The sequence below is a fragment of the Rhizobium acidisoli genome, from assembly GCF_002531755.2.
Classification (GTDB): Bacteria; Pseudomonadota; Alphaproteobacteria; order Rhizobiales; family Rhizobiaceae; genus Rhizobium; species Rhizobium acidisoli.
In genome coordinates, this window is the sequence record NZ_CP034998.1 from 3,059,226 (window position 1) to 3,082,182 (window position 22,957).

The following is a 22,957-nucleotide window of genomic DNA, read 5'->3' on the forward strand; positions in this document are numbered from 1 at the left end:
AGCAGCACCGATCAGACCTGCTCGATGGCGCCCGTTATAAGACCCGTCACTTCCTCAGGCGAACTCGCGGCAATCGCCTTGTCGGCGACCTTGCGGCCGCGGCGCATGACGATCACCCGGTCGGCGACGGTGAAAACATCGGGCATGCGATGGCTGATCAGCACGACCGCAATGCCGCGATCGCGCAGCTCGCGGATCAGATTGAGGACCTCTGCCACCTGGCGGACCGAAATGGCCGCAGTCGGCTCGTCCATCAGCACGATCTTGGCCTCCGACAGCATGGTGCGCCCGATCGCCACCGCCTGCCGCTGGCCGCCCGACATCTGTTTGACCAAGTCGCGCGGGCGGGTTTCCGATTTCAATTCCTTGAAGATCTCGCCGGCGCGCCGGTACATCGTCTTGTAATCGAGGATGCGAAACGGGCCGATGCCGCGGCGGAGTTCCCGCCCGAGGAAGACGTTGGCAGCCGCCGTCAAATTGTTGCAGAGCGCCAGATCCTGATGGACGATCTCGATGCCGTGCTGACGCGCCTCGACCGGACGGTGCATGACGATCTCCCGGCCCTCCAGCCGCATCGTGCCTTCGCTCGGCCGGAAGTTGCCGGCGATCATCTTGACCAGCGTGCTTTTGCCGGCGCCGTTATCGCCCATCAGGCCGACGACCTGGCCGGGCTCGAGCGCGAAGGACACGTCGTTGACCGCCTGGATGGCGCCGAAATGTTTCGAAATATTGGTGAGTTCGAGAACCGCGACCAGCCGACTACCCTCCCCGGAACCTGCAGGCCTGCCTTCGCCGCCGGTGCCGAACCCCGGTTGCCAGTCAGACGCCTGTAATCTCGCTTGGCCGATCTCCTCCCGGAAAAGCGATTAGGGTCATTAATGCAAAAGCGCCAGGAATCGTCAATCAAATGTCCGCTAAATCAGCCCCTCATCACAAAAATCTATTTTGTACGACAAATACAGATTGACGCCGGAAACGCGGGGATATTAGCTGTTACTGGGGAGAGAAGTATGCTGATCCTTGTCACCGGGGCTACGGGCAAGGTCGGGCGGCGCTTCATTACTGGGCTGCTTGACGAGCCGCGATTTTCCAAAGCACGCATTCGCGCGCTTTGTCATAATCGTGTGCTCGAGGAAACCGACCGCATCAGTGTCGTCAAGGGCTCGATCGCCGACAGCGATATCGTGGCAGCGGCGATGGACGGTGTCACCCATGTCGTGCACCTCGCCACCTGCAAGGAAATCCCGGCCGATGTGATGGATATCACCGTCAAGGGCCTGTTCTGGCTGCTCGAGGCGTTCCGCGTCAGCCCCACGGCACAGCAGTTCATCCTGATCGGCGGCGATGCCGGCATCGGCCATTTCTTCTATCGCCATGACGGGCCGGTGACCGAAAAGACGCCGCACAAGGCCTATCCCGGCTGCTACGCGCTCTCCAAGGTGCTGGAAGAGGTGATGCTCGAGCAGTTCGCCATCCAGTACGGCATCAACACCTGCTGCCTGCGGGCGCCGTGGATCATGGAGAAGGACGATTTCAAATACACGCTTTCCTTCGGCGACGATGTCTTCGGCGGGCCGGACTGGAAGACGCTGGTGCCGACTGATGATGCCGAGCGTTACGCGCAGGATGGCACCGTGCCGCTGCTGCGCGATGCCGACGGGCGGCCGCTGAAACGCAATTTCGTGCATGTCGACGATCTGGTCGCGGCGATCCTTGCGGCGATCGACAATCCGCGCGCCAAGGGCGAGCTTTTCAACATCTCGATGGATCCGCCCGTCGATTATGGAGAGGTTGCCGCACACCTTGCCCGCACCCGCGGGCTCGGCTCGGTCGACATCGCAAGCCAGTTCCACTCGAACTGGATGGACAACAGCAAGGCCAGATATCTCTTGGACTGGAAGCCGGTCTACGATCTGGAAAAGCTGATCAATTCGGCTTGGGACTACCAGCGTTCGAAGGAGGAGCCTCGGATCGTCTGGTATCCAGGTTGATGTCGCGGCGGGTGCAGAAGCGCCCGTCTTTTTCAATGGGAGGAAGCTATGAGGAAGGCATTATTGCTTACAGCTGCAGTCCTGGCGCTGACGGCCGGTCAGGCGCTCGCCGCCAAGAAGCAGCTGGTCATCGTCGTCAAAGGCCTCGACAACCCGTTCTTCGAGGCGATCAACCAGGGTTGCCAGAAGTGGAACAAGGAAAACGCATCCGCCGAATATGAATGCTTCTACACCGGCCCGGCATCGACCTCCGATGAGGCCGGCGAGGCGCAGATCGTCCAGGATATGCTGGGCAAGGCCGATACCGCGGCGATCGCCATCTCGCCGTCGAACGCCAAGCTGATCGCCCAGACGCTGAAGACGGCCAATCCGAGCGTTCCCGTGATGACACTCGATGCCGATCTTGCGGCCGATGACGCGGCGCTGCGCAAGACCTATCTCGGCACCGACAATTATCTGATGGGCGCCAAGATCGGCGAATACATCAAGAAGGCCAAGCCGAAGGGCGGCAAGATCTGCACCATCGAAGGCAATCCCGGCGCCGACAACATTCTACGCCGCGCCCAGGGCATGCGCGATACGCTGAGCGGCCAGAAGGGGCTGGCGGCGCTGAAGGGTGAAGGCGGCTGGACTGAAGTGGCCGGCTGCCCGGTCTTTACCAATGACGACGGCGCCAAGGGCGTGCAGGCGATGACCGACATCCTTGCCGCCAACACCGACCTCGATGCCTTCGGCATCATGGGCGGCTGGCCGCTGTTCGGCGCCCCGCAGCCCTATCGCGACCTGTTCAAGCCGATGGCCGACAAGATCGCCAAGAATGAGTTCGTCATCGGCGCCGCCGACACGATCGGCGACGAAGTGGCAATCGCCAAGGAAGGCCTTGTCACCGCGCTCGTCGGCCAGCGGCCGTTCGAAATGGGCTATAAGGCGCCAACCGTGATGATGGACCTGATCGCTGGGAAGAAGGTCGAGGATCCGGTGTTCACCGGGCTTGACGAATGCACCAAGGATACCGTCGACACCTGCATTCAGAAGTGACCTCGGCATCCCATCAATGATGCGGCTCGGAGCGCCCACACGCGTGGGCGCTCCGATGATTATACAGCGCTCGATTGCGCACCGATCCAGTCCGAAAATGCCCGCATCGCCGTCGTGACCGGCCGCGACTGCAGGCGCGTCAACCAGTAGCTGCCGAGCGATATGGCGGCGGCGAAGGGCTGGACGATCGCGCCGGAGGAAAGATGCCTTGTGAACATCGATGGCGGGGCGAGCGCGACGCCGAGCCCCTGGAGGGCGGCCTCCATCATGCCGACGGAGGAATCGAAGACGATGCCGGCATTGACCTGCGCAGCCGGGGGAACCCCTGCCGCCTGAAACCAGCTGCTCCATTCATCCGTCCGGTAACTGCGCAGCAGCACCGCCCCGGCAAGATCTTCAGGCGACTGCAGACGCTCCGCCAGTTTGGGGATGCAGAGCGGCGAGAGCGGCGCTTCGAACAGGCGCTGCGCCTCCGTTCCGTGCCATGAACCGCTGCCGAAGCGGATGGCGAAATCCAGCCCCTCGGCGGCCGGATCGACCCGATTGTTGTTGGTGGAAATGCGGAGATCGATAAAGGGATGCCGGCGCTGGAAATCCGCAAGCCGCGGCAACAGCCAGCCGACGGCAAATGTGCCGACAACGCCGAGAAACAGCAATTCCCGCACCTGCCCGGCTTCGATCCTGTCCAGCGTCGTCGCCATCTGGTCGAAGGAGGCCGTCACCGTCGGCAGCAAAGCTTCGCCTTCCGCGGTGATTTTCAAACCGCGGGGGAGACGCTGGAACAGCGCCACGCCCAATCGCGCCTCCAGGCCTTTGACCTGCTGGCTGACGGCCGCCTGGGTGACGCAGAGCTCGATCGCTGCACGGGTGAAACTCAGATGCCTTGCCGAGGCTTCGAAGGCGCGCAGGCCGTTCAAGGGGAGAAATTGCCGAACCATTCGAGCCCTAGAAATTCTTGTGGCTGCTGCGAGATATCATCATTTGTGATTGAAAAATAGCGCCGTTAAACGTCGTGCCCATGCGCTTTTGCGCTTGTTTTGGCTGCTCTGTCGATTGGAGGATGACGCTTATGAAAAGCGTTGGGATAAGAATATTATCGGCAATTTTGCTCTCGGCCGGCGCTGCCACCAGCGCTTTTGCCGCCGACGAGACCAAGTTGAAGGCGATCACGGATGCGGCGATCAAGCCGATCATCGAGAAATACGCCATTCCCGGCGTTGCCGTCGCCATCACCGCTGACGGCCAGGATCACATCTTCAACTACGGTGTCGAATCCAAGGACACCGGCAGGCCGGTGGCGCCGACCACGCTCTTCGAACTCGGATCGATCAGCAAGACCTTTACGGTGACGCTGGCATCCTACGCGGAAGCAAATGGACAGCTCTCGCTGTCGGACAAGGTCGGCAAGTATTTGCCGGCGATGAAGGGCAAGCCGTTCGGCGATATCGCCCTGATGAACCTGGGCACCCACACGGCGGGCGGATTTCCGCTGCAGCTTCCCGATGAGATCAAAACCGAAAAACAGCTGCTCGGCTATTTCGAGACCTGGCAGCCCTCCTATGCCGCTGGGGCGCAGAGAAGTTATGCCAATCCCAGCATCGGCATGCTCGGCTATATCGTGGCAAAAGCCATGCATGCGGATTTTGCGGCTTTGATGCAGGGCAAGCTGTTTGCCGGGCTCGGCTTGAAAAGCACCTATATCGATGTGCCGAAAGCGCGGCTGGCGGATTATGCGCAAGGTTATAAGCGCAGCGGCGAGCCCGCCCGGATGACGCCGGCCGTTCTCTCAGCCGAAGCCTATGGCGTCAAATCCACCGCAGGCGACATGATCCGCTTCGTCGGCGCCAATATGGGCCTGGTCAAGCTCGACGAAAAACTGCAGCAGGCGATCACCAGCACCCATATCGGATATTTCAAAGCGGGGGCGATGACCCAGGATCTCATCTGGGAGCAATATGCCTATCCCGCCGCGTTGAACGACTTGCTGGAGGGCAATTCCCCCGCGATGCTGAAGACCATGCCGGTCTCGGAACTGCGGCCGCCGATGAAGCCGCGCGGCGATGTGTGGATCAACAAGACCGGCTCGACCAACGGCTTCGGCGCCTATGTCGCCTTCATCCCCAAACAGCGGCTCGGCATCGTCATTCTCGCCAACAAGAACTATCCGAACGAGGATCGCGTCGCCGCGGCCTATCAGATATTGACCGCGCTCTCGGCCGACTGATCGGAAAACAGGCCATCGCCTCCACGGCTAGCGCACGGCATCGCTTCAATTCTGGATCACCCCTCCGGAAATCGAGTCAGACTTTAGCCCGATGCCGAGCCAGCGCCCTCGTGATACAGAAACTCTTGCGATCGACGGGCGCGCCTCGCCCGTAGTCGTTCCGTTGCCGAATGTGGCGGTACTACTTTAAGTAAAACATATGAATAATTAAGATTAATAAGGGAGTATTTTCTAGAATACTTCTAATGAATTGCCACGCCTTAAAGGTGATGCTAATAAACACTTACCTACTCAACGTCATAAGGCGCAATGCAATGAAAAGCGTATTGATTTCTGGCGGGGCTGGATTTATCGGCTCGCATTTGTGCGACAGGCTTTTACTTAGAACCGACGTCGAAAAGCTGGTTGTTGTTGACAATCTCTGGACGGGACTTTTCGACAATATCGCCCACATCCGGGATCCCCGCTTCCACTTCGTGAAGTCGGACGTCGAGACGCTGCGCAGTTCTGAAAAATTCGATGAAATCTATCATCTTGCCTCACCGGCATCGCCGCCATGGTACATGAAGGAGCCGAAGAGGACGATTGCCGCCAATCTTCTCGGGGCATTCCGCCTGCTGGAGCTTTTGAAGAAGGGTGGACGTTTCGGCTTCACCTCGACCTCCGAAGTCTATGGCGACCCGCTGGTGTCGCCGCAGCCGGAATCCTATAAGGGCCAGGTGGACTGCACCGGACCGCGCTCATCCTACGACGAGAGCAAGCGCTGCACGGAATCGCTGCTGTTCGAAATGCAGCGCACCCAGGGGCTCGACCTCAAGGTCGTCCGTCCCTTCAACATTTACGGTCCTCGCACACGGTCCGATGACGGCCGCGCCGTCTCCAACTTCATCACCCAGGCGCTGGCGGGCCGGCCGATCACCGTATTCGGCGACGGCAAGCAGTCGCGCAGCTGGGGTTATGTCGATGACGTCGTCGACGGTTTCGCGCGCTATTTCTGGATCAATGAAACCGACTACAAGGGACCTCTGAACGTCGGCAATGATCGCGAGATTTCGGTGCTCGAAGTCGCGCAATATGTGTCCAAACTGGTCGGCGGCGTGCCGATCGTCTTCGAGCCGTCACCGCCGCAGGACCCGACCAACAGGCGGCCAGACCTGACCAACGCCAATTACGTCATGCCCGAGTGGTCGTGCAAGATCAGCTACGAACAGGGCGTGGCCATGACGCTTGACTGGTTCAGGGACCAAATGAAGGCGCACGCTGCAGAATAAACGAGCATATGCTGGTGGATTTTGGCTCGGCGCATCGGCATAGGCCCGGTGGGGCACCTGAACCTGGCGGTCGGCTGCAGCAGCGTCGGCCGCTACGATTTACTCCTGTTGTCATAGAGTGCTGAACGCAGTTTCGCCTCCATCCATTGGACGTGCTGTTCGATCATATGCGCGTGGAAACTCGGGTTATTGAGAGTATTCAATGTGAAGTCGGACAAATTCGGAGAGGCGCTGATCGGCTGACCCTGCCATTCGGCAAGCGCCACAGGAAGATATCTATGTATTGCCTGGCGGTTCAGCCACGGACGGAAATGCCGTGCGTCCCACGGTTCGGCGCCGATCCGGTGACCCATGTCGCCGACGTGTACCGTCCCATTCATGATACGAGCAGCGAGGGGTCGGCGTTCCGCCAGCATAGCTTCGGCTGCCTCAAGGCCTTGGTCCAGATTGACCTCGAGCACGTCGATTTCATTAGTGGAAGCTGTCGGATCCGGCGGAAGCCGCCAATCCTCGCCTAACACTTCCGCGGCGCCGCGAAGATAATGATATCCATTGCACTGTCGCTCCACCTTTTCATAGAGCCTGCGAAGGCCAGCCTTTTCCAACATTTGGAGGATGCGGGGGCCAGCCTTGACGAGGGGGTCAAGGACAGAACCGACGCGGGTAGCGATGGCCCTTTGCAGACGCCTCTTCCGCCCTTTCCTTCCGGTAAACCGATGGATCGCGAGCAGCCGCTGTATGTCGGGGTGCTTGCGAGCCATCAAGGCATCGGAGCGTCCCTCTTGATACCTGCGCACCATCTTTCCGGTGAGTGTCGTCGTTTGATGTTCGAGATGATAGCCCAATGCGTCAGGAGCAAAACGAATTGGAACTCCTTTTTTGATCAAGCGCAGACCAAATTCGAAGTCTTCTCGTGCCCGGGCGAATTGAGGATCGAGCCCGCCCATTGCATGAAATAGTTCTGCATTCAGCGAAAGGTTTCCTGTCAGCACATCGGTAAAGGCGAACTGATGTCCAGGGCGGGAGACACGCTCGAAATGCCTCGTCCACCACGCGCGCGCGCTGAGGCGGAAGCGATCCTTTGCAATGTGCGGAAGTGGCGGGTACGGGCCCATCACTACGCCTCCAGGGTGGCGCTGATGTTCAACGAAGTGCGCCCGAACGAAGTTTTCCCCCGGCTCAATGTCGTCATCAAGGAAGATCAATAAACGGCCGCTCGCGACCTGCGACCCCGCATTGCGGGCGAGTGCCGGACCGACGCCCGGCAACGTCAGGGTACGAAGCGGAACGCGGATACGAAGCGACGATAGCATTGTCGACGTGTCGTCCTCACACCCGTCCGCCACAACCAGGATCTCGAATGCTGGGGTCCCCTCTCGCTGAGCGTCGAGCTTGCTTAAAAGCGATCTCAGCATGGCAGCACGATTATGCGTTGGTATGATAACGCTGATTTCAACCACGCTTATGCCCTGCCTCCCCTGCTCGCGCCCTCACCCGCGCCCTCAGATATCGAACCGGGCCGCTCACAGCACCTCTGACCTGCGTTAGTGCGTCGTTGTAAGGCAGGCTGAATTGGTGTGTCGGTCGAGCTTGAAACAATCGCCGAAGAAGCCTGCTATACGAACGAAACATGCGAGGGATCGCACGCGGGTTTCCCTCGAACAGGAGGGCCTTCGTCAAGATCGCGAATGATGCAACCTCGTAGCCATACATCTGCTGCTGCAGTTCCTTGCTTGAGCGACGATGGCGGTGCCAGTTCAGAGCCTCGGGATCGTAGATGATCCGATATCCGGCTTCGAGCACACGCCGGAACATGTCTGTGTCGCCACCAGCCAGACTGAGCGTTCCAGCGTCGAGAGCCTCGTCGAACCACCCCACCGCGTCAACGATCGTTCGGCGCAATGCCATGTTGACACCGGCACCCGCATGCCATCCGGTGAATGGGTCCAGGTTATAGGCATCATAGACCTGACGCCTGAAACCACGGCAAAAACCACCAAAATGCTGAAAGGCGATCTGCGAGTCCGTTTCCAGCTCTGCCGCCATGGTAAGGCCGGTTACGGCCAGCACGAGGGGGTCCTCGAAATTGCGAAGCAAGGTTCTAAGCCATAGCGGGTCGGGAACCGCGTCGTCGTCGATGAAGGCGACAACGTCTGCTTCTGTGTTGCGAAGGGCAGTATTGCGCGCGACGTCAAGACCAGGACGCGGTTCACGCAGATATCTCACAGTGTCGAAGCGCCCGACTAAATCTCGCGTGGCCTCGTTCGATGGGGCATTGTCGACGACTAGAATATCAGCCTTATCCGGCATAGCCAAAAGCCCGGTGAGGCAGCGTTCCAGATCTTCGGTACGATCGCGCGTGCAGATCACTACGGACGCTTTCGGCAGCTGACTTGGAGCAGGCGACGGGTCAGGGAGGGCCAGCCGATGTCTCAGCCAGGCTTCGAAGACCGACGAACTGGCCGCAGACAGAATCCTGTCCTTAATTGGCATCTTGCCGCCATCGGTGTCGAAGGCGATCACAGCCTGGCCGCACGGACGACCGGCGACCCGGATCAGCACAAGCGCACCCTGATAGTCATCGGTCGGTTCAAAATCTGGCGGAAGGTCAAGAATATCGATGTCTCGAACCGCAAGGCGCATCAGGAGTTCCGATCCAAGCTGTGCTGACCCAATGAGCCGTGGTCCGGCGAGGTCGCGGTGGGGCGCGACTGCACCTGTTGCCACTGTGTCGGAGGATTCAGCATACCCTTTCTTGGGCCGGGGCCGGTCACGGCGAGAGGATAGACTTCGGCATGGTAATCGTAAACCTGCTGCCAGTCCGCCGAAAAAAGGCCCACCGTAACGCGATAGTCGCCCGGCGCCAGGTCGACACGATCGAGTGTTGTTTCGATGCGCACCGTGTCCGTGTCTACGACAGGGGCGAATTCGGCCAACTTGCTGTCGGTCTCGAAGCAGCACGTATCGTCCGCCGCGTAGATGCCGATGACGATAACGGCGTTGCGATCTCTGGTGGCGCCAACATAGGTCAGTGAAATCGACAGCCGGTCGCCCGCAACGATGGTACTTGTCGGCGTGCTTTGCTCGTTCAGCAACGCTACGGCTGCGATCTGGAGTTCGCCGTTGCCGAACCGGCTGACCTGCGGCACAAGTTCGACGGGCAGTTTCGTAACGGCGAACGGTTCGTGCTGGACGCTGGCGACCTTCGCCTCGACAGCCGAGGTATAAAGCGGGAGCATTTCGTCGATTGGTCCGTAGCCCACGACGCGACCGCCTCTCAGGAACAGCACGTGATCGCAGATTTCTCTTACCTGCGAAACGTCGTGTGACACGAAGAAGATAGTGGCGCCGCCGTTCAGTATCTCCTTCACTCTTGCAATGCACTTCTGCTGGAAGGCTTGGTCGCCTACGGCGAGGGCCTCATCGATAAGCAAGATGTCCGGGCGCACATGGACTGCCACGGCGAATGCCAGGCGCATGCGCATCCCGGTGCTATAACTGCGAACCGGGTTCTCAACGGCCGCCTCCAGTTCTGCGAAGGTTACAATCTCGTCAAACCGCTCGGCAACCTCGGTACGCCGCATTCCTGCGATAACACCCAGCAGGAAGATGTTCTCGCGCCCCGTCAAATCGTCGGTCAGGCCCGCCCCGATGTCGAGCAAGGCGCCAATTCGCCCCCTCACCTTGATCTGCCCTTCGTCGGGACGACCAACGCCGCCGATCAGACGCAGCAAAGTGGACTTCCCGGCCCCGTTTAGCCCGACCACGCCGACAGCTTGCCCAGGCGCAACCGCAAAGCTGATGTGGCGCAGGCCCCAAAAGCTTTTCGACTTTACCACGGACCGTCCGGACAAAAGGTAACCCTTCAAGGTGGTGGAACGTGCACCCCCTTGCGGACGGTAGCGCTTGCCGACGTCATGGACGGTAATGGCGCCTTGTCTCATAGTTCGTCCACGAGGCGTGCGCTGCCACGCTCGACCAGACAGATGCCGGCAATGAGCATCGGCAAAGAAACCAGCGCAGTCTTCCAATAGATATCAACGGGAGGCCACGCGTGTTCGACGAAAATGGCGCGGTAGCCCTCGAGAATCCAGGCCATCGGGTTCCAGGTGTGAATTAACGCCATCGGCTCGCTTGCCTTAAGTGGACTGTAGAACACGGGTGTCAGGTAAAAACCCAGCATCAAAATTACGCCTACCAAATGTTGAGTATCCCGGAAGTGGACATGCGCAACCGCAACAAGATAGGACAGGCCCATCATGAACAGCGCCTGCGCAAGGAAGACGAGTGGAAGTGCGAGGACGCTTAAAGTCGGGCCGCCGGTCTCGATAAACGAGATGACGAAGAGGAGTGGCAGAGCGAGCAGAAGGTGCACTGCCTGTGTGATGACCGCGACAACAGGAAGTATCCCGATCGGAAAGCCCGGCCGGCGCACCAGTTCGCTGCTGCCGGTTATGGAAGTCGTCGCTGCGGGTACCGCAGTGCTGAGCCAACCCCAGGCCAACACGCCGGAAAAGACGAAAGTGGTGTAGTGGGGAATATCTAGGGGCAGGACGTGACGAAAGATCAGCGAAAAAACCAGCAGCTGGCTCAATGGCCGCATCAAGGACCAGCCGAGGCCAATCGCGGACCGTTGATATCTCATCTTCAGATCGCGTGTCAGAAGTTCTAACAGCAAATCGTTCCATTGCAGACAGACGTGGATCAAGGGCTTCCACTGATCACGACGCCAGTATTGGTCCCGTCGTTTCGCGCGATCCAGCGCATCATCCTTGAGATGTTCAGGCATTTAGGCTCACTCTTGCCACCGGTTAAATACACCTTGCCTCAAAGTAGTAAAGATCATCATACTCGCGAACTGACACGGTACACTAGCGTGATCGTTATCGTAGGAAGCAACAATTATGCCGATGGTTTCCATCATTACACCGGCGCATGAAGCGGAAACAACGATTTCTTCGACCTTGGAGAGCCTGATAGCGCAAAGTCATGCCGACTGGGAATGTGTCATCATTGATGATGGTTCAACCGATCGGACTGCTGAGATCGCGGACCGTTTTGCGGCCCGGGATACGCGCTTCCGTGTGCTGCGGCAGGAGCAGAGCGGCGTTTCAGCTGCTCGCAATGCGGGACTGGCACAGGCGAAAGGCGACTGGGTCGTCTTTCTCGACTCTGACGACGCGCTGGCACCCTTTCACCTCGAAACCATGTTGAATCACACACGAGCTTTGCCGCAGGCCGACATTCTGCATTGCGGTTGGCGCCGCCTGAAAGATGGTGCTCCCTGGTGGCAGTCTCACCCCGCGGTGAAAATGGACAATCCGTTTGCCGAAACAGCGCGCTATTGCCCCTTCGCGATCCACGCCGCCTTGCTTCGCCGGTCCCGGCTTGCAGAAATCGGCGGCTTCGATCCAGAGATGACAATGTGCGAGGACTGGGACCTGTGGCAGCGCCTCGCTCGAGCTGGCGCCGAGTTTGCGCCGGTTGAAGGCCTGATGGCTGACGTTAGCGTAGAGGCCGGTTCGCTGTCGTCAAACAGGGTTAAGCATCTCGATTTTGGTCTTAAGGTGATCCGGCGCGGCCACCATTCCGATCCGCGCATTGCCTATCCAGTGCCGGCCCTCGCCCAGGGAATAACACAAGCCGCGTTGGGAACAGCGTGCTGGTATCTCGCGACCTGGCTCGTCGGCGCCACAATAGGTCAGGGCGACAATCCTGGCGAACTGCTTGACCGGGTGGCAGAGCCTATCCCACCTGACGCCGACGCCTACGCGCTCAGCGCAATCATGATGGACGGGATTGTGGTCGGCGCCTTCCCGGGCGAGCCGATTTGGCCCGGACTCTGGTCGAAGATCCAGGACAAGCTTCCCGACCTGGAGGCTTGGTTTAATCGGCATAGTCCCCAAGAAGCTTTTGGTTCGCTGCTGGTTCGTGCACTGGAACGAAAGATCGCCGACCAACTGCCGACCGACGTGCCCGCCACGATCGGAACAACGAGGATACAGCCAATCGATTTGGATCGACCTATCGTCGACCTTATCTTGCCCGGCATTGAGCGGCTGCGCTGTTGCATCTGGCGAGGCCCGACGCTGCTAGGGCAACTGGAGTTTGTTGTCTTCGGAGCAATCGAAGCCGATGCCATACGAAATCGACTTAGGATGATGTTCGGCCTGGAGTTCGACGATCCGACGGACCCAACGGCGGTGGCAGAGGACGGCTTCGTCAATCTTCCTGATCAGGATGACGGGCGCGTCGCCGCCGCCAGCATGGCAGCGCCCAGCCACCGGGGGTAGCTCAACGGGTGCTGAAGCTCATGGCGAAAATATCATATTGGGCAGAAGCTAAGACAGTCGCGGGTTGGGGCAGCAAGGAGGAGCCGGCACCAACACCTGTCGACTCAATATTGGGCGTCGCGCATGCCGGGCGCGCCGAATTCGATCGAATCGTTGAAGAGGAAAGTCAGCGGGCAGTTGCAGCCTCGGCGCAGATGTTAAAGGAGACGCCGTCGAAAAAAACCGGCCCGGCGGGCGATGAGGTGCCGAGGTACGATACGGAGGCGTACTGGGAGGAACTGTTTTCCCAGGTCGATCCTTGGGACTACCGAAACAACTATGAGACTGTGAAATACCTTCAAACACTCTCGGTGTTGGACGATCGGCGCTTTTCAAACGGCCTTGAGCTGGCCTGCGCGGAAGGAACCTTTACACGGATGTTGGCCTCCCGCGTCGACAACCTGCTGGCGACCGACATTTCGGCGTCGGCAGTCGCTCGAGCGGCCTCGCTCCAGGACGATGATTCTGCGGTAGCCTATCGGCAGTTGGATCTTTTGCGCGACGAGCTGGAAGGGCCTTACGATCTCATCGTCTGCAGTGAAGTTCTGTACTATTTCGAGAACAGAGAAAAACTTCGGCAGATTGTCGATAAGATTGCAGGCAGCCTTCGCCCTGGTGGTTGGTTCGTGACCGCCCACGCCAACCTCCTGGTTGATATGCCGAATGAGACGGGATTTGGGTGGCCGCATGAATTCGGTGCGGTCGGCATAGGTGAGATGTTTGACCAGCATCCGGATTTAACTCTCTCGGTTGAAGCCAGGAGTCCGCTCTATAGAATCCAAAGGTTCGAGAAGGTGGAGCACGGGGGCTTCCTTGAGCCGACACGCGTGGAAGTAAACACAGCGCAGCCTTTGCCTCTTCAGGTCGCCAGCCAGGTACGCTGGAGAGGGGGGCAAGTTGTGGAAGCCGCCGCCGACTGGAACGATGTCCCGATCCTGATGTACCATCAGGTTTCGGACGACGGTGCTGAACAGCTGGCTCGATACCGCCAGTCTCCGGAGGCTTTCGAAGCTCAACTGGCCTTCCTGCGCGACGCCGGATGGCGCGGCATGACTTTGGATCGGCTGCTTGCTTGTTTCGATGAAGGTGCCAAACCGCCCGAAAAGACATTGGTTCTGACCTTCGACGACGCTACACGCGATTTCATGACGCATGCCCTCCCACTGCTACATCGATACGGCTTCCCATCCTCACTCTTCGTCCCAACCGGCAGGGTCGGCGGCTCTGCAATATGGGATTCGGCCTATGGATCGCCAGCTCCACTGCTGACGTGGGAGGAACTTGCGGCAGTCGCGAAAAGCGACGTGACGCTCGGCGCCCACGGTGTCCGGCACGTGCGTCTATCTGCCCTGGCACCGGAGAGCCTGTTGCGAGAGCTTGCCGGCTCCAAAGCCATGCTTGAAAAATGCCTGGGTCGGGAAGTGCTGGCGATCGCATATCCGTACGGCGACTTCGACCCCGCTATCCGGGACATAGCCGAACAGTGTGGTTACCGGATCGGGTTAAGCTGCGTCGGCGGCGCAGTGCGGGCGGATGCAGATAAGCTCGCATTGAAAAGACAGGAGGTTTTTCGCGGGATCACCCAGTCAGAGTTCGCAAATCTGCTAGTTAGCTGAGACAAGAATGGGGTGGTCCACCGTCCAACCCGCATCGTACTTTGTTCCTAGAGCAAAGCGATGATTGGGATTTGGAGAGAAATTGGGTTCCTGCCTCAGCCATGATCGAGCCTTTTTTTTGAGGTTCGCCATTGCCTTTGCTCTCGCGTCGACCACAAGCATCTCCGCGGCAATGGGCTTGTCATATCCCGACATGGTAGCCACAAGTCCGATGAGCGCGCGGTATTGGCCTTGTTCAACCGCCCTCTGGGCGAGCCACCGGCCACAGCGGCTTAGGCCTGCCCGGATTGCAAGAACCTTTTCCGGGTGCCTCTTTAGCATTTCATCCGCGACCAGAATCCAGGACCGAAGCATTCGCGCCAAATTGGCTGACATGTTGTCGGGGGTTTGGCGATAGCCGACTAGATGATCCGGCACTACTGCAAAATGCGAGAGTTCAGCGGCTAGGCAGTAGAAGAGATAATCTTCACATCCCTGCGCCTTGCGCTGCTGGAGCGAGGAGTCAAATCCTCCCGTCGCTTCGAGGACAGTCCGCCGTACAAGTGGCGAGCTTCCATTTCCAATGAAGTTTTGAGCAAGTACGTCGTCGAGCACATCTCCCTCGACGGAAACCTCATTGCTCCGGTAAATGACGTAATTGTTGTGGTCGATCATCGCATACCAAGTGTAGACCAGCCCGACTTGTGGCCCCCCTGACTCCAATGCCACCAACTGTCGCTCAATTTTATCGGGTGACCAGAGGTCATCAGCATCTAGGAACGCCACCAGGTCGGCAGAGGTAGAGCGCCAACCCGCATTTCGAGCAGCAGCGACCCCTGAATTTCTTTGCTTCAATACTCGCACGCGCGGATCGATTTCAACGATTTCTTGCGCAATCGCCAGGGTATCGTCCTTAGAACCGTCGTCCACAACGACGATATCGAGCGCGCGATGCGTTTGATTGCGAACGCTGCTGATTGTTTCAGCCAGAGTTCCTTCCGCGTTGTAGGCAGGGATTACAACAGCAACAGTGACTTCACTTCCTGCCGATTTCTTCAAGCTCTCAACTCCGAAATCCACGCCATCGCAAAGATGGTTACGCCAGATGGACGTTTGAGTTTCCATAAACGGAGTAATGGTTATACGACAAAGATATTTCTAGCCAGCAGCTGTTGGTAGTCGATAGATTGCCGCTACAAAAGCGACGCGGCCGCCAAAAAGACGGTTACCATCTACCTGTGAGGAAGCTGACCTGTATCCATCCCGCCTCGCCGAGACCCCGACGAGGGCAACTCCGTTCCGCATCGCTCAGGCCTCGCATTGGGGTGGACCAAACGGTATGCTCAGTCGCGCGATCGGCGTTCTCACCGGCTGAGGCCGCCCGAAATGCGATCCACAGAACTCTCGTCATCATCAAGTTGATACAGGAGGTTCGTTGCGGACCCGGTCTTGCGTGGCCTACCGCGTGCACAAAGGCAAAGTCGCCGCCTGCTCTTGGAAATGATGGTTGGTTGAGAATGCTCGTCGGAGTGAGCTCTCCATTTGGCAGCCATTGAAGGATACTATTCCCGGAGAAACACAATTAAAGTAATTGTATAATTACCCCAATAAAAATCTTAGACAAGACCGAATTTAGCTGCAATCATACCGACGCACTGTGCAAGCATTTCTACCGGAGGACCCGCCACCCACCCCGGCGGGTTCTCTGCTTTGCTTCCCGGACGCTTGCCGCAAATGCGATTGCTCTTGCCTTTGTATCGGCATACAAAAATATTGCTTTGAATAATGATATCACCTGGCAGAGATCTGCCTGATGAGACAAACTCACATTTTTCCAACTGAAAACTGGAGGCCCGCCGCCCGCGCGGGCGATATCGGAAGCTATATTTCAATGGCGAGCCCGACACCTACCTACGCATCGATGTAATTTTACCAACAACCGATGTCACACAGCCGATATCGGAACATGTTAATCACTAATAAAACCACAAAAACCGCAATACAATACATCGCGTGATTATATACGCATAAAATTTACGTCATCTTTTAATTGATATTTAAATACAACCTCCATCTGAAACTTATTATTTAACCTTTTGATAAAAATTTTCTTGAGCACTCCGATTACTGGTCGCAAGTTATTCTGTCTTTAATTACCACCGACCCCGGTTCCAGTTATTATCAGGAGGGCAAAAAGTCAGCTGAAGCCGCTTCCCACCTCGGGTTTCAGCCGCGCCGCTAACTTCGCGGGTACACCGGATGGGGATCACACCCGATAGCTCGGCAGTCGTGGAGATGACCGCGCGCCGGAGCGTAGCCGGTGCGACTTAGGAGCGTCCCGTGACGGCAGTAGAGATATACGATGGTGCAACATGTCGCTAAATCAGATGGTTAGACCGCAGACACAGCGCAGTTCCGCCGGCAGCAGCGGGTCGGTCCGTCTCAACCGCGGCGCATGGGTTCCGGCATGTCCGGCCGAGATACCGGCGCCAAGCCGCGACGTCAGCCTCGTTCGCGATCTTCCGACACGAAACGACCGGCCTTCTTCGAGCCCGTCCCGTTCAACACGCCGAAGGCGTCTTATGGTGCGCCACACCTGTGTCGAAATGGTCGCACCTCGACAGGGAATTAACCCTTCATAAAGCATTTGCTTGCTCAACTTATAATTTGTGTCATGGTCACTGTAAGTAGTGAGGGAGCCGACCTGATGAGTGATATAGCATCGCATATTCCGGAATTTGGTTACGATGAACGCGTGATGATCTGCCGGAAGCAGATCGAGAAGGCGGTTTATCAGTTCATTGCAAATACGAAGGTCGAAGGGTGCGATCCGGCGGAAGTCGCAATGGCCATCGCAGACATTGCCGACGATTACATTTTACTCCTGGCCCAGAAGCGCAATTTGACCCACTGAGATGAGGGATCGGCCGTCGATCGGCCGATCGCGCAGAAGCCATGTGAACGCGAAATCGCGCCGCTTCCCTCCCCGGAAGCAACGCCGAGGAGACCGTAACTCTTCGCTTGTAACCGTCCAGCGGATCGTTTCCGGCAGATCCTGAACAACGCGTCGACCATCCGCAGCCCCAACAAGCCAAACCTCTCCAAACAGCCGTTGAGATGGATTTGCCCAGGCGTGAGCTTGAGCCCGTTATCTCCCGCGAAGGGATCGAATGGTTCCGCGAGCCCCATCTCCATAACAGCACAAACATAACCGCGAAAATCAATGTTGATTTTCCCGGTTATGCCTAAGTTTGAAGGCGTGACGCATCGCGCCGAGCGTTATGTCCTTTGTCTAATGCATATCACCCGGAACGCTGGACACTTCCGGGCGACAGGCATTAGAGCGGTTCAACCGTTATGGAAGCGCAGAACCGCTCCAGTCGTTTGTTTTAGTGACAGCTCACACTCACTTGCGGAACCGGCGAGCTCAATTCGGCCAGTTCCCTGGTGAAGCCTTCCCCCACTTCCTGCTTCACCGCCTCGAGCGCCAGATCGAGGCAATTCGTGGCGAATTGCAGCTTGACATCGTCAGCGACCTGTCGCGCGTAGGCAATCATCCGCGCCAGCGCGATGAGTTCGTTCAGACCATCGTCCGCCCCTTGGTCTGCATTTGCCTTGGCAATCGATGTCACGCCCATGAGCATTTCTCCAACGAATTGAAGCAATGATACGCGCGCAGAAGTGTTTGAGCCCGTGAAAAAAGCGTGACACAACCCTCGGTGAGAATTGCTGCTTTCGATTTACAATGCAGAACGCGTACGGAACGCGGTTGAATGCAGCTTCCAGGGCAGATCGGCGTTCGATCTTATGTCGCGGGCGTCCTGCACGGCTTTCAGCAATTCCAGGGCATCGATGCGTTTTTGATCGACAGAATTCGAAAGAAGCGTCGCCAGCAGCTGCGGACGGTCCGGCTCGGCTATACCGGCGCATTGCTCGACGATCGACCGCCACGTCCGCCTCTTGAAAAAGATCGCGTTTGCCACATCTTCGAGCCGCTCGCGCAGTCCAGCTGCGAGCAGTCCGCTATCGTCCATCGCATCGAGCGTGGCATTGACATTGACGAGCGGTATCGTCAGCGGCTTGCTGCCGAGCGCGCTCGGCGCGTGCATGAGTGCGACGGCTGCATCGTCGACCAGCCGACCGGTGCGATAGCCCTCGAAAATGCGGCCGATCCCGATCATCCCGAACGGATGACATTCTGCAGCCCGCAAGGCGCCCATGCTTGCTGCCCCGAGAACGGCCACGCCAAGCGAGAGAGCATGAAGAATTTCCTTGTGCCAGACCGGTGCGGCATATTCGAAGCCGCCGTCGATCAGGCCGATGACATTGGCGCCCTGTTCCACCTGAGCCAGGACATCACCTTGCATGGCGGGCGGCAGGACGCGGACCGCCTCGCCGGCAAGCGATACCGCATCGGGAAGACTGGGACCTGCGAAAATGATCTTCAAAACCCGATCGCCTTGGCCAGAGCCCTTGTTCCAAATCGCCGGGCGCGCTCCCCCTCCGGATTTTCGAGCTCAGGGATAACGATCTTGACGACGCTAAAGGGAAGCGTGTCGTCGCTGAGGCGGACTCGGATGACCGAAGCGATCCCTCGGTTGCGCAGAGCGTCAAGCACTTGTTGCAGCAGCTCCGTCAGATTCCGTGCCCGATAATCTGCCGCGCCGTCATGGCGCAGGGCGGCAGGCGGTGCGGCAACCGCATCGAAGGCCCGCCGCATCAGCGGCGGAAGGGATCTTAAAAAAGTGGCAGGAGAAATATCGTCCCTGGCGCCGCTGATATAGGTCAGCCGGGATTGCACGGCTTCCGTCACCGCCCGAATGGCCGCCCGCACGGGAGACGGGTGCGCCCCGGTGCCGCCGGTCACCTCGACGAGGCGAATGTCCCTGTCAGCGTAAACATGCCTGGAGCCTGGAATTAGCTCCCCAGGACCCAGCATCGCGGTGAAACAGGGGACCGCGACGTCGCTGGTGATATCGAACAGCCTGAGCGCCAATCCCGATGCTTCGATCATGTCGACCAGACCGTTCAGGGCACCATCCTCAAAGCCGCGGGGATCAACGCAGCCGGCATAGAGATCGGCTTCCCCGCCCACCTGCCAGAGCACCTGAGCGTCACGCTCGATGCGCTCCAGGACGCCATGAAAAATTGCCTCCTCGACACTGTTTCCCGAAGCCAGGCCATCCGACGACATCCAGTATCGCGCGTCCCGCGTCCGGTCGAGCACCACCGCTTCGAAGGGAACGTGGATCTCGTCGCCGCTGAGGATATTGATACCGGCGACCCATTCGGTTTCGTCATCAGGCCCGAGATCGGGTTTATGGACGGCGGTCAGGCAGCTCAACCTGTCGACTTGGTAGCCCATCGCCTGCAGGCGGGAAGAGGATCCGTGGACGCGCTTGACGAAGGGTTCGCCGGCAACGGCCCGTTCGAGGGCCTCCATGACAGTGGATACCTTGGCGTCCAGATCGGTCAGGCCCTTTCCCTGAGCAATCACGATCGACCGCGAATTCGGGGCATAGGCGCACCAGACGGGAATTCCGATGTCATCCAACCCGGTATGTCGCGCAACCCTGGTAATGCCGAACCTGGCCAAAAAAGGTTCGACGCGGGAAAGAGTCTCCCCCGGCGATATGATCCTGTCGGAATAGTGGGCCGGATGGAGGGCTGAATTCATAGCGCACCGACATAGATATGGGCCGACATCAGCAGCCCCTTGATCGGACGGCGGAGCAGTCACCATTCGTCTCGATCAACCGCAGATCGCCGAATGTCTGCAGGTGACGCACCATCCGTCTCAGCCGTTTACAACCGGATCCTGCAAATCACCGTCGATCTCCGACAAGCCGGCAACGGCCAGACTTTTGGCCAATGCCACCAGTTTTTGCCTGATATTCGGATCCTCGATGGCGATGAACGCCTTGTTGAGCGCCAGCCCCTCCTTCGAGGACAAAAACTTGTTCAATTCGCTCGTCTCGCCTTCGATCGGTCCGGAGCCACCGTTCTCGAAGAAAAAGCCGATGGGCACGCGAAGAATCTCGGATATGCGTTGAAGGCGGCTGGCGCCTATCCGGTTCGTTCCTTTTTCGTATTTCTGGATCTGCTGGAAGGTAATGCCCAGAAGTTCGGCCAGACCATGCTGGGTCATCCCGAGCGTCTTTCGCCGCACCCTGACGCGGTTGCCAACATAGACGTCGATCGAATTCGGGGATTTAGCCTTCATGTGAATAAGTCTCCCACTTTATCAGCATGCCAGCCGTATAATGGAGAGTTTAGGCAAAAATGCAACTAAAAGTAAATATTTCGTAAGGATTTTTTTCGGCGCTGCTCACAGTATAAACAACCTGCGCTCGCGCACTGCTGTTCGAAATGACGGCCGCTTGGACACCGCCTCTAAAGAGGCTTTCGAGCCACGGCGATCATCGACTTGGCCAAAACAGGAATTCTTCCGACATAACGAAAACGGACCTTATCGAAGCCGGCATCCAGCAGCAGCATGCTCAGTGTGTTTTTCGACCAGAACTTGATATGCCCATGATCCTTCAGCGGCATGAAGTGATCATCCATTTTCCCCATCGCCGCGAGTGCAAGGTTCTTCAGATAACCGTGATAGGGCGTCGACATCACGGCGACGCCGCCCGGCTTGACAAGATCGTACATCGTCGAGGCGAATGCCCTCGGATCGTAGACATGCTCGACAACCTCCAGGCTGATGACGGCGTTGAACGTGCCGTACTCCCGGGAAAGATCGTCATAGGCCGAGCCGACATTCAGCGGCAGTTCGGGATAATTGATATTGGCCTTGGCAATACCATCGCTGGAAGGATCAACGCCAACGACATAATAACCCTTCTCCGCAAGAGCAGCGGCCGCTCCACCCGTACCACATCCCAAATCAAAGACGTCGTTTTTCGCAGAACCGGCGAAATGGCTCTCAAGCGCGTCAAGCACGGCAGGTAAGATGTAGAAATGCGCGGTTGTCGGCTTGGCATGAACATAGGTAGTTGCGTCTAATTCGACGGACATGTCCCCCTCCGCGATTGCGCGGCAGACACTATCGAAAAATGCGTCCAAAATTTGATGGAATCCGCCAAACAGCAAGGATAGAAAAAGATATAATCTGGAGTTTTATTATTAAAAACAAAAGCTATGCGCGAAATACCAAAAATTCGAACACAGAATGCACAAGCTGATGGAGCATCGCAGAAAATACTTTAAATAATTCAATGGATTCATTGAATTCAGAATATGAGTGAAAAGCAATATCTCAAAGTTACGAAACACCAGACCAGCAGCGACCGCCTTCATGGAGCTAGCAGTGACATTGCCCGTAGCCGCATGAGCGGTTCCTGATTGAATGGTGCTGCATCTTCACCGAATCTGCCGCGCCCATCCTGGTGGTGAGGCATAAAGGCGCCCAATTGCCGACACGAAGCCAAAGATATTTAACGGATAAATGTATACTGCTGGATTTAGACAGCCCGATCGAAATCCTTCTCGGACCGGAGAAGACAAGCTTGCCCGATAATTCGCCGTCCGCAAATGCGAAACAGCCATTGGGAAAACCGACGATTCCCGTGGTCTTCTGGTTGCTGCTGACGATCTCACTGTCACTGGTCATGGGGACGGTGCTTCTTTCCAACGACATGAAACATTTGAAGACGGTGGGCCATTATTTTGGCTTCGATCTCTTTCCCCCTGACGTTACGCCGCCTCCCCCCAAAGCCCTTCCGCGCCCGGCGCCGCCCGCCACTTTTACGCTTCCCTTGCATCTGATCGACCCGCCGGTGGCGCAGACCGTGTCGACCTTTCTACGCACATGGCGAATATCCGGGCCTGCAATGTGTGCAGCTCTGCGCGATGCCGGTATCGAAACCAGCGATTGGGCGGCGGCGAGCTTCAACGCCGATACGTTCGAATGCTTTTTCGAACATGGCGCCAAGCGGGAAAAGGATCAGCTTCCGAGTTCCATCTTCGTCATCGTTCGCGGCGACGCCGCCGGCGTGATCAGCAATATGCGGGTGAAAATCATCAATCCCGAGACGGATCAAAACGGCCAGCTCGATCCCGCTATCCTGCGAATTTTCGAAACCATGTTGCGGCAACCGCAATGGCTGGATTTTCACGAGACGTTGAACGCAATCAAGAATCTGAAGGACGTCAAGGAAGACGGTTTCGGAGCCAGCATCAACTTCGCCCGTGAGGTGCTCAATCCCGACCGCTATAACTTCACGCTGTCGCTGGATGCGACCTCCGGGCCCCAGAAAAGAACAAGAAGCTATTTTTCCGACAGAACATGGCTTCCATCGCCCGACCCAACGGTCGAGACAGACGTGCCGTCGGCACAGCTATCCACGCCTGCCGATGCCGAGGCACCGGCAAGAAATGCGGACCATCCGCGCTAGTTTTGCGGCAACGACATGCGTAAAAGCAAAGAGCTAAAGTGCAAGGAGCGAATCTGAAAGATCGCGACGCACTTTAGGACCTGCCGAGATTATCCGTCGGT

General features: G+C 57.8%; 19 protein-coding genes and 1 pseudogene. 8 read left to right on the forward strand and 12 right to left on the reverse strand.

Annotated elements, in window-relative coordinates; all coding sequences use genetic code 11:
* Nucleotides 1–11: 11 nt before the first annotated feature.
* A pseudogene (locus CO657_RS15090) lies at nt 12–907 on the reverse strand (ATP-binding cassette domain-containing protein).
* A gap of 103 nt (nt 908–1,010) precedes the next feature.
* Between CO657_RS15090 and CO657_RS15095 the strand changes: the two are divergent.
* Together CO657_RS15095 and CO657_RS15100 are read left to right on the forward strand one after the other, a co-directional pair.
* Entirely contained in the window at nt 1,011–1,991 is a 981-nt protein-coding gene (locus CO657_RS15095; RefSeq protein WP_054182831.1) for an NAD-dependent epimerase/dehydratase family protein, read from the forward strand.
* 48 nt (nt 1,992–2,039) lie between these two features.
* Nucleotides 2,040–3,029: a substrate-binding domain-containing protein gene (locus CO657_RS15100; RefSeq protein ID WP_049733775.1), complete on the forward strand. Its 990-nt coding sequence runs from the start codon at nt 2,040–2,042 to the stop codon at nt 3,027–3,029.
* Nucleotides 3,030–3,088: 59 nt separating this feature from the next.
* Here CO657_RS15100 and CO657_RS15105 read toward each other — a convergent pair whose 3' ends face one another.
* Nucleotides 3,089–3,967 (reverse strand): LysR family transcriptional regulator, encoded by an 879-nt coding sequence (locus tag CO657_RS15105; protein WP_054182832.1) that lies wholly within the window; start codon nt 3,965–3,967, stop codon nt 3,089–3,091.
* Nucleotides 3,968–4,098: 131 nt separating this feature from the next.
* Here CO657_RS15105 and ampC point away from each other — a divergent pair, with 131 nt between their 5' ends.
* Together ampC and CO657_RS15115 are read left to right on the forward strand one after the other, a co-directional pair.
* Nucleotides 4,099–5,253: a class C beta-lactamase gene (gene ampC / locus CO657_RS15110; protein ID WP_054182833.1), complete on the forward strand. Its 1,155-nt coding sequence runs from the start codon at nt 4,099–4,101 to the stop codon at nt 5,251–5,253.
* A gap of 314 nt (nt 5,254–5,567) precedes the next feature.
* Nucleotides 5,568–6,524, forward strand: a complete 957-nt coding sequence (locus CO657_RS15115; RefSeq protein WP_054182834.1) for an NAD-dependent epimerase/dehydratase family protein — start codon at nt 5,568–5,570, stop codon at nt 6,522–6,524.
* 92 nt (nt 6,525–6,616) lie between these two features.
* Here CO657_RS15115 and CO657_RS15120 read toward each other — a convergent pair whose 3' ends face one another.
* The 4 genes from CO657_RS15120 to CO657_RS15135 are packed head-to-tail and all read right to left on the reverse strand — an operon-like array spanning nt 6,617 to nt 11,313.
* Entirely contained in the window at nt 6,617–7,984 is a 1,368-nt protein-coding gene (locus tag CO657_RS15120) for a glycosyltransferase family 2 protein (protein ID WP_054182835.1), read from the reverse strand.
* Nucleotides 7,977–9,167 (reverse strand): glycosyltransferase family 2 protein, encoded by a 1,191-nt coding sequence (locus tag CO657_RS15125; RefSeq protein WP_054182836.1) that lies wholly within the window; start codon nt 9,165–9,167, stop codon nt 7,977–7,979. Before CO657_RS15125 ends, CO657_RS15120 begins: the two co-directional genes overlap by 8 nt.
* Nucleotides 9,167–10,468 (reverse strand): ABC transporter ATP-binding protein, encoded by a 1,302-nt coding sequence (locus tag CO657_RS15130; RefSeq protein ID WP_054182837.1) that lies wholly within the window; start codon nt 10,466–10,468, stop codon nt 9,167–9,169. The genes CO657_RS15125 and CO657_RS15130 overlap by 1 nt, the downstream gene beginning before the upstream one ends.
* Nucleotides 10,465–11,313, reverse strand: a complete 849-nt coding sequence (locus CO657_RS15135) for an ABC transporter permease (protein WP_003590755.1) — start codon at nt 11,311–11,313, stop codon at nt 10,465–10,467. Before CO657_RS15135 ends, CO657_RS15130 begins: the two co-directional genes overlap by 4 nt.
* A 115-nt stretch (nt 11,314–11,428) precedes the next feature.
* Here CO657_RS15135 and CO657_RS37295 point away from each other — a divergent pair, with 115 nt between their 5' ends.
* Together CO657_RS37295 and CO657_RS37300 are read left to right on the forward strand one after the other, a co-directional pair.
* Nucleotides 11,429–12,817 (forward strand): glycosyltransferase family 2 protein, encoded by a 1,389-nt coding sequence (locus CO657_RS37295; RefSeq protein WP_245487140.1) that lies wholly within the window; start codon nt 11,429–11,431, stop codon nt 12,815–12,817.
* Between the two features lie 8 nt (nt 12,818–12,825).
* Nucleotides 12,826–14,472 carry a polysaccharide deacetylase family protein gene (locus tag CO657_RS37300; RefSeq protein ID WP_245487141.1) on the forward strand — a complete coding sequence of 549 codons (1,647 nt, stop codon included), beginning with the start codon at nt 12,826–12,828 and terminating at the stop codon, nt 14,470–14,472.
* Here CO657_RS37300 and CO657_RS15145 read toward each other — a convergent pair.
* Nucleotides 14,461–15,510, reverse strand: coding sequence for a glycosyltransferase family 2 protein (locus CO657_RS15145; protein WP_003590751.1), 1,050 nt, complete (start codon nt 15,508–15,510; stop codon nt 14,461–14,463). The genes CO657_RS37300 and CO657_RS15145 overlap by 12 nt on opposite strands.
* Before the next feature lie 1,648 nt (nt 15,511–17,158).
* Here CO657_RS15145 and CO657_RS15150 point away from each other — a divergent pair.
* On the forward strand, nt 17,159–17,365 hold the full coding sequence (locus CO657_RS15150; protein ID WP_012558648.1) for a hypothetical protein: 207 nt from the start codon (nt 17,159–17,161) through the stop codon (nt 17,363–17,365).
* Between the two features lie 475 nt (nt 17,366–17,840).
* Here the strand turns inward: CO657_RS15150 and CO657_RS15155 are convergent, their stop codons facing one another.
* The 5 genes from CO657_RS15155 to CO657_RS15175 all read right to left on the reverse strand — a co-directional run bounded on the left by CO657_RS15155 (nt 17,841) and on the right by CO657_RS15175 (nt 21,477).
* Nucleotides 17,841–18,089: a hypothetical protein gene (locus CO657_RS15155; protein ID WP_054182838.1), complete on the reverse strand. Its 249-nt coding sequence runs from the start codon at nt 18,087–18,089 to the stop codon at nt 17,841–17,843.
* 102 nt (nt 18,090–18,191) lie between these two features.
* The gene (locus CO657_RS15160; protein WP_054182839.1) at nt 18,192–18,899 is read right to left on the reverse strand and encodes a TfuA-like protein; all 708 of its coding nucleotides are present in this window, start codon (nt 18,897–18,899) and stop codon (nt 18,192–18,194) included.
* The gene (locus CO657_RS15165; protein WP_054182962.1) at nt 18,896–20,086 is read right to left on the reverse strand and encodes a YcaO-like family protein; all 1,191 of its coding nucleotides are present in this window, start codon (nt 20,084–20,086) and stop codon (nt 18,896–18,898) included. Before CO657_RS15165 ends, CO657_RS15160 begins: the two co-directional genes overlap by 4 nt.
* A gap of 162 nt (nt 20,087–20,248) precedes the next feature.
* Complete coding sequence (locus CO657_RS15170; RefSeq protein ID WP_003590742.1) at nt 20,249–20,674, reverse strand: helix-turn-helix domain-containing protein; 426 nt, start codon at nt 20,672–20,674, stop codon at nt 20,249–20,251.
* Between the two features lie 170 nt (nt 20,675–20,844).
* The gene (locus CO657_RS15175) at nt 20,845–21,477 is read right to left on the reverse strand and encodes a class I SAM-dependent methyltransferase (protein ID WP_003590741.1); all 633 of its coding nucleotides are present in this window, start codon (nt 21,475–21,477) and stop codon (nt 20,845–20,847) included.
* 491 nt (nt 21,478–21,968) lie between these two features.
* Here CO657_RS15175 and CO657_RS15180 point away from each other — a divergent pair, with 491 nt between their 5' ends.
* Nucleotides 21,969–22,856, forward strand: coding sequence for a DUF6030 family protein (locus tag CO657_RS15180; protein WP_054182840.1), 888 nt, complete (start codon nt 21,969–21,971; stop codon nt 22,854–22,856).
* Nucleotides 22,857–22,957: the final 101 nt, after the last annotated feature.

Coding starts and splice junctions, on each gene's coding strand:
- CO657_RS15095 (WP_054182831.1), top strand. CDS start 1,011: ATGCTGATCCTTGTCACCGGGGCTACGGGCAAGGTCGGGCGGCGCTTC.
- CO657_RS15100 (WP_049733775.1), top strand. CDS start 2,040: ATGAGGAAGGCATTATTGCTTACAGCTGCAGTCCTGGCGCTGACGGCC.
- CO657_RS15105 (WP_054182832.1), bottom strand. CDS start 3,967: ATGGTTCGGCAATTTCTCCCCTTGAACGGCCTGCGCGCCTTCGAAGCC.
- ampC (WP_054182833.1), top strand. CDS start 4,099: ATGAAAAGCGTTGGGATAAGAATATTATCGGCAATTTTGCTCTCGGCC.
- CO657_RS15115 (WP_054182834.1), top strand. CDS start 5,568: ATGAAAAGCGTATTGATTTCTGGCGGGGCTGGATTTATCGGCTCGCAT.
- CO657_RS15125 (WP_054182836.1), bottom strand. CDS start 9,167: ATGCGCCTTGCGGTTCGAGACATCGATATTCTTGACCTTCCGCCAGAT.
- CO657_RS15130 (WP_054182837.1), bottom strand. CDS start 10,468: ATGAGACAAGGCGCCATTACCGTCCATGACGTCGGCAAGCGCTACCGT.
- CO657_RS15135 (WP_003590755.1), bottom strand. CDS start 11,313: ATGCCTGAACATCTCAAGGATGATGCGCTGGATCGCGCGAAACGACGG.
- CO657_RS37295 (WP_245487140.1), top strand. CDS start 11,429: ATGCCGATGGTTTCCATCATTACACCGGCGCATGAAGCGGAAACAACG.
- CO657_RS15150 (WP_012558648.1), top strand. CDS start 17,159: ATGAGTGATATAGCATCGCATATTCCGGAATTTGGTTACGATGAACGC.
- CO657_RS15155 (WP_054182838.1), bottom strand. CDS start 18,089: ATGGGCGTGACATCGATTGCCAAGGCAAATGCAGACCAAGGGGCGGAC.
- CO657_RS15170 (WP_003590742.1), bottom strand. CDS start 20,674: ATGAAGGCTAAATCCCCGAATTCGATCGACGTCTATGTTGGCAACCGC.
- CO657_RS15175 (WP_003590741.1), bottom strand. CDS start 21,477: ATGTCCGTCGAATTAGACGCAACTACCTATGTTCATGCCAAGCCGACA.